The sequence below is a fragment of the Schinkia acidoalkalinis genome (genome assembly GCF_054301215.1).
Map to the genome: position 1 here is coordinate 1,330,711 of NZ_CP182573.1, position 11,756 is coordinate 1,342,466.

Here is an 11,756-nt window from a genome sequence, read left to right on the forward strand (position 1 = left end):
ATTAGGCTATCTCCACAGTTCCTGCGGTTAATCGCAATGCTTCATTGCGAATATTGATACTTGCGTTAAGGTCTCGTTGGTGATGGCATTTGCACATTGGGCATGTCCATTCACGCAAAGCAAGGTTTTTAACGTCTTTATGTTGGTGTCCACAATTTGAGCATAGTTGACTGGAAGCAAAAGTTTTCGCAACGATTACTACTTGCTTTCCATACCATTTGGCTTTGTACTCTATCATCGTTCTAAATTGTGACCACGATACTTCACTAATTGCTTTGGCAAGATTTCTATTTTTAAGCATATTGCTTACCGACAAATTCTCAATCCCAATGATGTCGTGGTTTTTGACAATATGAGTTGAGATTTTATCTAGCATATCCTTCCTTGCATTTGTGATTTTTTCATGGATCTTTGCGACTTTTACACGTTGTTTATGCCAATTAGAAGAATTTATTTGTCGTCTAGAAAGAATACGCTGTGCTTTTACTAATTTTTCTTCCAATGTGCGGAAAAACTTTGGATTTTCGTATACTGTACCATCGGAAAGTGTAGCAAAATCTTTAAGTCCTACATCAATTCCCACTGCCGAGCCTGTTTTTTCTAATGGCTGTACTTCCGTTTCTACAAGAATAGATACAAAGTATTTGCCAGTCGCATTTCGCCTAATCGTAGCATTCATAATACGACCGTTGACTTCTTTGCTTTTTGCAAAACGTACAAGGTCAAGTTTAGGAAGTTTAATATGCTGATCTAAAACAGCAATATTGCCATTCACATATTTTGTTGTGTACGATTGAACAGGATTTTTTTTAGATTTAAAACGAGGGTCATTATTTTGTTTTTTATAATATCTTGTGTAAGCATCGTGGACAATTTCAACAGACTTTTGAAGAGCAATACTATCGACTTCTATTAAAAAGGGATATGATTCCTTTAGCTCAGGAAGGGCTTTTATCGATTTGTTTTTATTGAAACATTCACCCTTCCAATTATTTTGGGGAAGTTGACCATTCTGAACCATTTCATTCACGATATGCCAATACGCATCTTGCTGTTTTTGTTTTCCTACAAAGTAATTATAGACGAAACGACTACAACCAATAGTTTTAGCAATTAAAATTTCTTGTTTTTTGGTAGGATAGATTCTAAATTTGTATGCTTTTTTCACCTTCATTTTTAATTCACCCCGCCTTCAACTCTTTTTAACTAGGAAACTTTTTGATTATTACTCGTTAATTCAAACATATGTTCTGTTTAATTAGGTGTATAATAACATATGTCCTAGATTTAATCAAGGATATTTGTTCCAAAATAGATTATTTTTCTAACTACAGAATTAAGTATGTCGTACAATTGACGTGTCCCAAGACACGCCTTGTCCGAAGCCGATTCATCTCATGATTAAAATCACGAGTGTTCTCAGCTATATTATAAATTTTAAACAAATAAAAAAGATTAATGCTCTGATTAAACAAAACATTAACCTTTTTAATACCGGTGGTCGGGGTCGAACCGACACTCCTTTTGGGAACACGATTTTGAGTCGTGCGCGTCTGCCAATTCCGCCACACCGGCATAGGCAAAAATATTAAATTAAAATGGTGCCGAGGACCGGAATCGAACCGGTACGGTAGTCACCTACCGCAGGATTTTAAGTCCTGTGCGTCTGCCAGTTCCGCCACCCCGGCGGGGGCGTAAATTTTATGGAGGCGGCAACCGGATTCGAACCGGTGGATAAAGGTTTTGCAGACCTTGGCCTTACCACTTGGCTATGCCGCCATGGAGCGGAAGACGGGATTCGAACCCGCGACCCCCACCTTGGCAAGGTGGTGTTCTACCACTGAACTACTTCCGCATTATTTAAGTAATCAAATTGGCTGGGCTAGCTGGATTCGAACCAGCGAATGACGGAGTCAAAGTCCGTTGCCTTACCGCTTGGCTATAGCCCAATGAGTAGTGTTTATGCCGCTCTAGGCTAATATAATTATATATGGGGCGACTGATGGGAATCGAACCCACGAGTGCCGGAGCCACAATCCGGTGCGTTCACCACTTCGCCACAGTCGCCATAATCTTGGCAGGGGCAGTAGGAATCGAACCCACGCTGGAGGTTTTGGAGACCTCAGTTCTACCGTTAAACTATGCCCCTATTAAAATGGTGGAGGGGGACGGATTCGAACCGCCGAACCCACAGGGAGCGGATTTACAGTCCGCCGCGTTTAGCCACTTCGCTACCCCTCCAGCTTATTAAATATATTATTAAAGTGGTGCCGGCTAAAGGACTTGAACCCTCAACCTACTGATTACAAGTCAGTTGCTCTACCAATTGAGCTAAGCCGGCATCATATGGTGGCTCGAGACAGAATCGAACTGCCGACACGAGGATTTTCAGTCCTCTGCTCTACCGACTGAGCTATCGAGCCACAATGGCGGTCCCGACCGGGATCGAACCGGCGATCTCCTGCGTGACAGGCAGGCATGTTAACCCCTACACCACGGGACCATTCGTGTTAATTTTTTTTGGTTGCGGGGGCAGGATTTGAACCTACGACCTTCGGGTTATGAGCCCGACGAGCTACCAGACTGCTCCACCCCGCGATAATAATGGTGGAGGATGACGGGATCGAACCGCCGACCCCCTGCTTGTAAGGCAGGTGCTCTCCCAGCTGAGCTAATCCTCCAATGTATAGAAAGTGTAAGTGCATGCGCTGTGACAGGACGTCACGCATTTAGCATGCCTTCCTTTTTTAGTGACCCGTACGGGATTCGAACCCGTGTTACCGCCGTGAAAGGGCGGTGTCTTAACCGCTTGACCAACGGGCCAGAGATATATTTGAAAAGTGGCGGAGAGCGAGGGATTCGAACCCTCGAGACAGTGTTAACCGCCTACACGATTTCCAATCGTGCTCCTTCGGCCACTCGGACAGCTCTCCATGGCTCCACAGGCAGGATTCGAACCTGCGACCGATCGGTTAACAGCCGATAGCTCTACCACTGAGCTACTGTGGAATGAAGATCATGCCTGGCAATGTCCTACTCTCACAGGGGGACAGCCCCCAACTACCATCGGCGCTGAAGAGCTTAACTGCCGTGTTCGGAATGGGAACGGGTGTGGCCTCTTCGCCATTATTACCAGACATAATATTATCAAAGGACAAGTATTATTATAATCAATTTATTTAGATTATTCAATACTTTGTTCCCTCAAAACTAGATAATCTACATTCAATTTACTTTATAAATTTGGTTAAGTCCTCGATCGATTAGTATCTGTCAGCTCCACGTATCGCTACGCTTCCACCTCAGACCTATCTACCTCATCGTCTCTGAGGGATCTTACTTCTTACGAATGGGAAATCTCATCTCGAGGGGGGCTTCATGCTTAGATGCTTTCAGCACTTATCCCGTCCGCACATAGCTACCCAGCGATGCCTTTGGCAAGACAACTGGTACACCAGCGGTGCGTCCATCCCGGTCCTCTCGTACTAAGGACAGCTCCTCTCAAATTTCCTGCGCCCACGACGGATAGGGACCGAACTGTCTCACGACGTTCTGAACCCAGCTCGCGTACCGCTTTAATGGGCGAACAGCCCAACCCTTGGGACCGACTACAGCCCCAGGATGCGATGAGCCGACATCGAGGTGCCAAACCTCCCCGTCGATGTGGACTCTTGGGGGAGATAAGCCTGTTATCCCCAGGGTAGCTTTTATCCGTTGAGCGATGGCCCTTCCATGCGGAACCACCGGATCACTAAGCCCGACTTTCGTCCCTGCTCGACTTGTAGGTCTCGCAGTCAAGCTCCCTTGTGCCTTTACACTCTGCGAATGATTTCCAACCATTCTGAGGGAACCTTTGGGCGCCTCCGTTACTCTTTGGGAGGCGACCGCCCCAGTCAAACTGCCCACCTGACACTGTCTCCCGCCCCGATCAGGGGCGTGGGTTAGAATTTCAATACAGCCAGGGTAGTATCCCACCGATGCCTCCACGTAAGCTGGCGCTCACGTATCTCAGGCTCCTACCTATCCTGTACAAGCTGTACCAAAATTCAATATCAGGCTGCAGTAAAGCTCCATGGGGTCTTTCCGTCCTGTCGCGGGTAACCTGCATCTTCACAGGTACTATGATTTCACCGAGTCTCTCGTTGAGACAGTGCCCAAGTCGTTACACCTTTCGTGCGGGTCAGAACTTACCTGACAAGGAATTTCGCTACCTTAGGACCGTTATAGTTACGGCCGCCGTTTACTGGGGCTTCGATTCAGAGCTTCTCCGTAAAGGATAACCCCTCCTCTTAACCTTCCAGCACCGGGCAGGTGTCAGCCCCTATACTTCGCCTTACGGCTTCGCAGAGACCTGTGTTTTTGCTAAACAGTCGCTTGGGCCTATTCACTGCGGCTCTCTCGCGCTTGCACGCTACCAGAGCACCCCTTCTCCCGAAGTTACGGGGTCATTTTGCCGAGTTCCTTAACGAGAGTTCTCTCGCGCATCTTAGGATTCTCTCCTCGCCTACCTGTGTCGGTTTGCGGTACGGGCACCTTCTACCTCGCTAGAAGCTTTTCTTGGCAGTGTGGAATCAGGAACTTCGGTACTATTTTCCCTCGCCATCACAGCTCAGCCTTCACAATGAGCGGATTTGCCTACTCATTAGCCTAACTGCTTGGACGCGCACAACCAACGGCGCGCTTGCCCTATCCTACTGCGTCCCTCCATTGCTCAAACGGTAAAGAGGTGGTACAGGAATATCAACCTGTTGACCATCGCCTACGCCTTTCGGCCTCGGCTTAGGTCCCGACTAACCCTGAGCGGACGAGCCTTCCTCAGGAAACCTTAGGCTTTCGATGGACAGGATTCTCACCTGTCTTTTCGCTACTCACACCGGCATTCTCACTTCTAAGCGCTCCACCAGTCCTTTCGGTCTAGCTTCAAAGCCCTTAGAACGCTCCCCTACCACTGACACGTAAGTGTCAATCCACAGCTTCGGTGGTACGTTTAGCCCCGTTACATTTTCGGCGCAGAGTCACTCGACCAGTGAGCTATTACGCACTCTTTAAATGGTGGCTGCTTCTAAGCCAACATCCTGGTTGTCTGGGCAACTCCACATCCTTTGCCACTTAACGTACACTTTGGGACCTTAGCTGGTGATCTGGGCTGTTTCCCTTTTGACCACGGACCTTATCACTCGTAGTCTGACTCCTAAGGATAAGTCTTTGGCATTCGGAGTTTGACTGAATTCGGTAACCCGATGGGGGCCCCTAGTCCAATCAGTGCTCTACCTCCAAGACTCTTACCTTAAGGCTAGCCCTAAAGCTATTTCGGGGAGAACCAGCTATCTCCAAGTTCGATTGGAATTTCTCCGCTACCCACACCTCATCCCCGCACTTTTCAACGTGCGTGGGTTCGGTCCTCCATCCAGTGTTACCTGGACTTCAACCTGGACATGGGTAGATCACCTGGTTTCGGGTCTACGACCACGTACTCTTGACGCCCTATTCAGACTCGCTTTCGCTGCGGCTCCGTCTCTTCGACTTAACCTTGCACGGGATCGTAACTCGCCGGTTCATTCTACAAAAGGCACGCTGTCACCCATGAATGGGCTCCAACTACTTGTAGGCACACGGTTTCAGGATCTTTTTCACTCCCCTTCCGGGGTGCTTTTCACCTTTCCCTCACGGTACTGGTTCACTATCGGTCACTAGGGAGTATTTAGCCTTGGGAGATGGTCCTCCCAGCTTCCGACGGGATTTCACGTGTCCCGCCGTACTCAGGATCCACTCAAGAGGGAACGAAGTTTCAGCTACAGGGCTGTTACCTTCTTTGGCTGGCCTTTCCAGACCACTTCACCTACTTCATTCCTTTATAACTCCGTATAGAGTGTCCTACAACCCCAAGAGGCAAGCCTCTTGGTTTGGGCTGTTTCCGTTTCGCTCGCCGCTACTAAGGAAATCGCATTTGCTTTCTCTTCCTCCGGGTACTTAGATGTTTCAGTTCCCCGGGTCTGCCTTCAATACCCTATGTATTCAGGTAAAGATACTGTCCCATTACGAACAGTGGGTTTCCCCATTCGGAAATCTCCGGATCAAAGCTTACTTACAGCTCCCCGAAGCATATCGGTGTTAGTCCCGTCCTTCATCGGCTCCTAGTGCCAAGGCATTCACCGTGCGCCCTTACTAACTTAACCTAAGATGATTGATTGAATCATCATGATTGTAATAAGAACTTTCTTACAGTAAATATGAATGTTTACGATTATCTAGTTTTCAAGGAACAAGTTCTGAGAGAAATGCTCTCTCAAAACTAAACAAAATGTCGAAGCGTACCTTATTATCCTTAGAAAGGAGGTGATCCAGCCGCACCTTCCGATACGGCTACCTTGTTACGACTTCACCCCAATCATCTGTCCCACCTTAGGCGGCTGGCTCCAAAAGGTTACCCCACCGACTTCGGGTGTTACAAACTCTCGTGGTGTGACGGGCGGTGTGTACAAGGCCCGGGAACGTATTCACCGCGGCATGCTGATCCGCGATTACTAGCGATTCCGGCTTCATGTAGGCGAGTTGCAGCCTACAATCCGAACTGAGAATGGCTTTATGGGATTGGCTCCACCTCGCGGTCTTGCTTCCCTTTGTACCATCCATTGTAGCACGTGTGTAGCCCAGGTCATAAGGGGCATGATGATTTGACGTCATCCCCACCTTCCTCCGGTTTGTCACCGGCAGTCTCCCTAGAGTGCCCAACTGAATGCTGGCAACTAAGGACAAGGGTTGCGCTCGTTGCGGGACTTAACCCAACATCTCACGACACGAGCTGACGACAACCATGCACCACCTGTCACTCTGCCCCCGAAGGGGAAGTCCTATCTCTAGGATTGTCAGAGGATGTCAAGACCTGGTAAGGTTCTTCGCGTTGCTTCGAATTAAACCACATGCTCCACCGCTTGTGCGGGCCCCCGTCAATTCCTTTGAGTTTCAGTCTTGCGACCGTACTCCCCAGGCGGAGTGCTTAATGCGTTAGCTGCAGCACTGAAGGGCGGAAACCCTCCAACACTTAGCACTCATCGTTTACGGCGTGGACTACCAGGGTATCTAATCCTGTTTGCTCCCCACGCTTTCGCGCCTCAGCGTCAGTTACAGACCAAAGAGCCGCCTTCGCCACTGGTGTTCCTCCACATCTCTACGCATTTCACCGCTACACGTGGAATTCCGCTCTTCTCTTCTGCACTCAAGTTCCCCAGTTTCCAATGACCCTCCCCGGTTGAGCCGGGGGCTTTCACATCAGACTTAAAGAACCGCCTGCGCGCGCTTTACGCCCAATAAATCCGGACAACGCTTGCCACCTACGTATTACCGCGGCTGCTGGCACGTAGTTAGCCGTGGCTTTCTCGTTAGGTACCGTCAAGGTACCAGCAGTTAACTGATACTTGTTCTTCCCTAACAACAGAGCTTTACGACCCGAAGGCCTTCATCGCTCACGCGGCGTTGCTCCGTCAGACTTTCGTCCATTGCGGAAGATTCCCTACTGCTGCCTCCCGTAGGAGTCTGAGCCGTGTCTCAGTCCCAGTGTGGCCGATCACCCTCTCAGGTCGGCTACGCATCGTCGCCTTGGTGAGCCGTTACCTCACCAACTAGCTAATGCGCCGCGGGCCCATCTGTAAGTGATAGCCGAAACCATCTTTTATCATGAGACCATGTGGTCTCATGAGTTATCCGGTATTAGCTCCGGTTTCCCGAAGTTATCCCAGTCTTACAGGCAGGTTGCCCACGTGTTACTCACCCGTCCGCCGCTGAATCAGAGGAGCAAGCTCCTCGTCATCCGCTCGACTTGCATGTATTAGGCACGCCGCCAGCGTTCGTCCTGAGCCAGGATCAAACTCTCCAAAAAGTGTTTGATTGCTCAAAATTAAACTGACTTGTGTTGAACTCAAAGGTTCAACTTTATTTGCACGCTTGACATTTTGTTTAGTTTTCAAAGATCATTTTTTTCGCTCGCTGTTATCTTTCGGCGACGTTTCTTATTTTATCAAACCGTTTCATAGAAGTCAACAACTTTTTTATCAAAAGTTTTAATCTTTCTTTCGAAACAGCGACCTTACTAATATAACATTAACAAAACAAGAAGTCAATACTTATTTCATTAAATACCGCCGCTGTTTTTTGTATTGCAGCGACGGTTTTTAATATATCATGTGATTTCTATTAAGTCAACATTATTTTATCTTATTTTATATTTCCTCTGACGGATACTCTGATCATCTACCTCTTCACTATCAATTTGAACAATATGTTTTACTTTTAAATACTGAAGAAGCAAACCTAAATCTATTGTAAGACCTTTCAGTTTCGGCTCATTTGCCAACTCAGTAATGGTCCATGGCTCTTTTCTCGACTTCATTACTTCTATTAAGTAACTGCTTCCTATTCTCGCTCGAGAACTTATTGCAAATTCAAGCGCAAGAAGTAGTAGCTGCACTCTCTTTTCTATGCGTTCACTACTTTCAACTAATTCTAAATATAAGGTATACACCTCTGTGTCAATCCGTTTAACCTGGCTCCATACGGTAATTTCCGGGTAATAGCCATGTTCTATCACTGATAGACGTGCTAAATGGTGTAAAGCCTTTACCATTTGGTTAAAAGCATCTAAATATTGCTTTCCTTCATATAGTTCCTTCCCGTAAGAGAAACTTCTGATTAATTTCGCAAATTCAATAGTGATTTTCCTTTTTCTTTTTTCAACCGGAAAGTCCAACAGTTCTTTTCTAAACTTTGCAATATATCCATTTCTATCAAACAATATCCGCCCATTTAATATCCATAACAAATACCGGCGCTGTTTGCCTCCAGCTAGCCATTCTAAAAATTTATGTTCCCCGATTATATGAACAGCTATCTTTTTATTTTCGAGGTCATAGTGCTCTACGTCATAAGTTGATTCTAAAGCACCCTTATCCTTTTTTAAAATAATCATGACTGCATCGAAGGGCTCTGTTAAAGGGCTATTTGTTTTATCTAACATTAATACACTTAGTGTTTCTTCACGATCAATTCTTGCTTCATATATCGGTCGGAGTAGGTCATCCATATCTATTAATCCTCCATACAAACTTTATTACCTTTTTTTGTTTCAAACGCGATACTATATATTTTCTACAAAAAAATGAAAATACCTTTTTTCGACAAAAATTTCGCTAACTATTCTAACCTTTCATTTTCTGATATGGTATAATTGTCATTTAGGAGGGAATTGAATGGGCTTAAAATACTCAAGTAAAATTAATAAAATTCGTACCTTTGCTCTTATCCTTATTTTTATTGGAATTGCAGTCATGTACGTTGGTATATTCTTTAAGACAACCGCCTGGTTGATGGTAACTTTTATTTTTCTTGGCTTTTTATTTATTATCGCAAGCACAATCGTTTATTTTTGGATTGGTATGCTCTCGACGAAAACCATACAGGTTGTATGTCCGTCCTGTCATAAGCCTACCAAAATGCTTGGTAGAGTTGACTTATGTATGCATTGTAGCGAGCCATTAACGATTGATCAAAACCTTGAAGGTAAAGAATTCGATGAAAAATACAACTCAAGAAAACAATCAAAAAAAGAAAGCTGAAAGCACATTTGCACTTTCAGCTTTTTGTTTTGTTTAATGTTTTTTGTTTTCTTGGCATTCCGGACAAACTCCATAAACTTCCATACGGTGATGGCTTACTTCGAAACCAGTAACATGTTCCGCAAGCGTTTCTACTTCATAGAAGCCTGGATAATGGAAATCAACAATCTTGCCGCAATTCTCACAAATAATGTGATAATGATCTGAAATATTGCAATCAAAACGGCTAGATGAGTCGCCATAGGTCAGCTCCCGTACTAGTCCTACATCCTTAAAAACACGTAAATTATTATAGACTGTTGCAACACTCATATTTGGAAACTTGCCTTCAAGAGCCTTGTAAATATCATCTGCTGTTGGATGTGACATCGACTGAAGTAAATACTCCAATATCGCATGACGCTGTGGAGTAATTCGAACTCCTGATCCTTTTAAAGTCTCCATTGCTTCCTGTATGCGCACTTCTGACATCGTCATGCACCTCTTTCCATTACGTAAAATACATTATTACTTTATAATAGTTATAATCTAATTATTAATATTGTACATTTACTTAAGTTAGATTGTCAATACCAATGTCTCCCTATTAGTAATCCCCTATTGATGAAGTCCGGTTTCTTCCTCTTTTAAGCAATAATTTATATAACGTGCCGCCACAAACAGAAAGTCCGAAAGGCGATTTAAATAAGACAATACCAATGGATTGACTTCACCAATGGCTACTGCTTTTCGTTCTGCTCTTCTAACAATTGTTCTAGCGACATGTAAAGCAGCACCCGCTGGATGTCCACCAGGCAATATAAAGTTTTGCAGTGCTGGTAATTTTTCGTCCCATTGATCCATAACCAGCTCTAACTCTGAAATATCTTTTTCTGATACCTTCCACTTCACTTCTTTACCAGCAGGAGTTGATATTTCCGCGCCGACATGGAAAAGAGATGTTTGAATACGATGAAAAACCTCGTTGATTTCCTTTTTCCCTGGTAGGTCTTCCTTTTTTATATAACTTAAGGCTAAGCCAATTAGTGAATTGGCCTCATCACAAGTCCCATAAGCTTCAACAAGTGGGTCTGTCTTTGATACTCTTTCGCCATAGACTAATGATGTTGTTCCTTTGTCGCCTGTTTTAGTATAAATTTTCATCATTAATACCTCCTGTCTAAATCAATTACATTTATAAAGTTATTTTCACCTGATACATATTGTAGCAGGTTATCTTCAAATATTTTTAAACATCTCGGTTGATATTGCGGGGAAAGCCCTGAGATGTGCGGAGTAACCGTTACATTTTCCATTTTCCAAAAAGGATGTCCAATTGGTAGCGGCTCTGTTTCAAATACGTCTATGACAGCATGGGATATTTCATTATTTTCCAGAGCTTTTAGTAAGACTTCTTCAGCAACAATGCTGCCTCTTCCAATATTAATAAAAACACTCTCTTGCTTCATTTTTTTAAAGTGTTGTTCTGTAAGTACATGATATGTATCAGGTGTACTAGGTAATACTGCAACTGTATAATCTCCCTGTTCAATTGCCTGTTCCATTTCCTGAGCGGGATAGATATCATCGAAATATTCCGCTTTCCGTCCGCTGCGATTAATACCAATCGTTTTCATTTGAAAAGCTTTTGCAAGTCTCGCAATTTCACAACCAATCGCGCCTGTGCCGATGATAGTAATGGTTTTACCCGATATTTCAATCATTTTTAGCCTGCGATTCCAGACTTCCTGCTTTTCATTATCAATAATCTCTTTAGACTTCCTTGCCACTTGCAGCATCATACCAATAGTATACTCAGCCATCGGTGTCTTCGAAATCCCCCGGGCGTTTGTAACTAGAATTCCTTTCTTCTTGATTGCTTCAAAAGGCAATTTTTCAATTCCTGCTGAAAAAACCATAATCCACTTTAAATTAGCCGCCCTATTAATTAATTCTTCATTTAAATCTTCACCATATGTCACTAAAATTTCAGCTTCCGCAAGCTTCGCTTCAGCCTCTTTTATCGAGTTCTGAAACGAAAAGTCTAATTCCGGAAATTTTTCTAACAGCTCTTTTTGGATGTTTGGATTCAATTTACATGATGTTACTACTTTCACAGTGTCACCTCTAATTGGCTTTAGAATCGATTAAAAAAGACACAACTGCCGC

Annotated in this window: 6 protein-coding genes, 16 tRNA genes and 3 rRNA genes; 1 reads left to right on the forward strand and 24 read right to left on the reverse strand. The window is 44.6% G+C overall.

Features of this window, described 5'->3' with window-relative positions:
* Position 1: 1 nt before the first annotated feature.
* From tnpB to ACNQFZ_RS07030, 21 genes are all read right to left on the reverse strand, one after another.
* Entirely contained in the window at positions 2-1,174 is a 1,173-nt protein-coding gene (gene tnpB / locus ACNQFZ_RS06930) for an IS200/IS605 family element RNA-guided endonuclease TnpB (RefSeq protein ID WP_458414593.1), read from the reverse strand.
* A 318-nt stretch (positions 1,175-1,492) separates the two neighbouring features.
* Positions 1,493-1,575, reverse strand: a tRNA-Leu gene (locus tag ACNQFZ_RS06935).
* Between the two features lie 24 nt (positions 1,576-1,599).
* A tRNA-Leu gene (locus tag ACNQFZ_RS06940) sits at positions 1,600-1,688 on the reverse strand.
* A gap of 16 nt (positions 1,689-1,704) precedes the next feature.
* Positions 1,705-1,779 (reverse strand) — tRNA-Cys (locus tag ACNQFZ_RS06945).
* Between the two features lies 1 nt (position 1,780).
* Positions 1,781-1,855 (reverse strand) — tRNA-Gly (locus ACNQFZ_RS06950).
* Positions 1,856-1,874: 19 nt separating this feature from the next.
* A tRNA-Gln gene (locus ACNQFZ_RS06955) sits at positions 1,875-1,949 on the reverse strand.
* A 42-nt stretch (positions 1,950-1,991) separates the two neighbouring features.
* Positions 1,992-2,067: transfer RNA gene (locus ACNQFZ_RS06960), tRNA-His, on the reverse strand.
* An 8-nt stretch (positions 2,068-2,075) separates the two neighbouring features.
* Positions 2,076-2,149, reverse strand: a tRNA-Trp gene (locus ACNQFZ_RS06965).
* A gap of 7 nt (positions 2,150-2,156) precedes the next feature.
* A tRNA-Tyr gene (locus ACNQFZ_RS06970) sits at positions 2,157-2,241 on the reverse strand.
* A gap of 24 nt (positions 2,242-2,265) precedes the next feature.
* Positions 2,266-2,341, reverse strand: a tRNA-Thr gene (locus ACNQFZ_RS06975).
* Between the two features lie 6 nt (positions 2,342-2,347).
* Positions 2,348-2,423 (reverse strand) — tRNA-Phe (locus ACNQFZ_RS06980).
* Between the two features lie 4 nt (positions 2,424-2,427).
* Positions 2,428-2,503, reverse strand: a tRNA-Asp gene (locus ACNQFZ_RS06985).
* 18 nt (positions 2,504-2,521) lie between these two features.
* Positions 2,522-2,598: transfer RNA gene (locus ACNQFZ_RS06990), tRNA-Met, on the reverse strand.
* Positions 2,599-2,605: 7 nt separating this feature from the next.
* Positions 2,606-2,681, reverse strand: a tRNA-Val gene (locus tag ACNQFZ_RS06995).
* Between the two features lie 70 nt (positions 2,682-2,751).
* Positions 2,752-2,823: transfer RNA gene (locus ACNQFZ_RS07000), tRNA-Glu, on the reverse strand.
* Positions 2,824-2,841: 18 nt separating this feature from the next.
* Positions 2,842-2,933, reverse strand: a tRNA-Ser gene (locus tag ACNQFZ_RS07005).
* A 1-nt stretch (position 2,934) separates the two neighbouring features.
* Positions 2,935-3,009: transfer RNA gene (locus ACNQFZ_RS07010), tRNA-Asn, on the reverse strand.
* A gap of 11 nt (positions 3,010-3,020) precedes the next feature.
* A 5S ribosomal RNA gene (gene rrf, locus ACNQFZ_RS07015) occupies positions 3,021-3,137 on the reverse strand.
* 106 nt (positions 3,138-3,243) lie between these two features.
* A 23S ribosomal RNA gene (locus ACNQFZ_RS07020) occupies positions 3,244-6,176 on the reverse strand.
* A 153-nt stretch (positions 6,177-6,329) separates the two neighbouring features.
* Positions 6,330-7,876: ribosomal RNA gene (locus ACNQFZ_RS07025) — 16S ribosomal RNA — on the reverse strand.
* Together the 16S, 23S and 5S rRNA genes with 16 tRNA genes alongside form the textbook arrangement of a ribosomal RNA operon.
* Positions 7,877-8,206: 330 nt before the next feature.
* Positions 8,207-9,076 (reverse strand): nucleotidyltransferase-like protein, encoded by an 870-nt coding sequence (locus ACNQFZ_RS07030; RefSeq protein ID WP_458414594.1) that lies wholly within the window; start codon positions 9,074-9,076, stop codon positions 8,207-8,209.
* A 166-nt stretch (positions 9,077-9,242) separates the two neighbouring features.
* Here ACNQFZ_RS07030 and ACNQFZ_RS07035 point away from each other — a divergent pair, with 166 nt between their 5' ends.
* The gene (locus tag ACNQFZ_RS07035) at positions 9,243-9,608 is read left to right on the forward strand and encodes a YgzB family protein (RefSeq protein WP_458414595.1); all 366 of its coding nucleotides are present in this window, start codon (positions 9,243-9,245) and stop codon (positions 9,606-9,608) included.
* Positions 9,609-9,641: 33 nt separating this feature from the next.
* Here the strand turns inward: ACNQFZ_RS07035 and perR are convergent, their stop codons facing one another.
* The 3 genes from perR to ACNQFZ_RS07050 form a co-directional block, all read right to left on the reverse strand.
* A complete protein-coding gene (gene perR / locus ACNQFZ_RS07040) occupies positions 9,642-10,079 on the reverse strand; it encodes a peroxide-responsive transcriptional repressor PerR (protein WP_458414596.1) in 438 nt (145 codons plus the stop codon).
* Between the two features lie 126 nt (positions 10,080-10,205).
* Positions 10,206-10,751: a cob(I)yrinic acid a,c-diamide adenosyltransferase gene (locus tag ACNQFZ_RS07045; protein ID WP_458415333.1), complete on the reverse strand. Its 546-nt coding sequence runs from the start codon at positions 10,749-10,751 to the stop codon at positions 10,206-10,208.
* A 2-nt stretch (positions 10,752-10,753) separates the two neighbouring features.
* Positions 10,754-11,704, reverse strand: coding sequence for a D-2-hydroxyacid dehydrogenase (locus tag ACNQFZ_RS07050; RefSeq protein ID WP_458414597.1), 951 nt, complete (start codon positions 11,702-11,704; stop codon positions 10,754-10,756).
* Positions 11,705-11,756: the final 52 nt, after the last annotated feature.

Excerpts from the sequence above, each read along its gene's own strand:
- tnpB (WP_458414593.1), bottom strand. The coding sequence starts at position 1,174 with ATGAAGGTGAAAAAAGCATACAAATTTAGAATCTATCCTACCAAAAAA.
- ACNQFZ_RS07030 (WP_458414594.1), bottom strand. The coding sequence starts at position 9,076 with ATGGATGACCTACTCCGACCGATATATGAAGCAAGAATTGATCGTGAA.
- ACNQFZ_RS07035 (WP_458414595.1), top strand. The coding sequence starts at position 9,243 with ATGGGCTTAAAATACTCAAGTAAAATTAATAAAATTCGTACCTTTGCT.
- perR (WP_458414596.1), bottom strand. The coding sequence starts at position 10,079 with ATGTCAGAAGTGCGCATACAGGAAGCAATGGAGACTTTAAAAGGATCA.
- ACNQFZ_RS07045 (WP_458415333.1), bottom strand. The coding sequence starts at position 10,751 with ATGAAAATTTATACTAAAACAGGCGACAAAGGAACAACATCATTAGTC.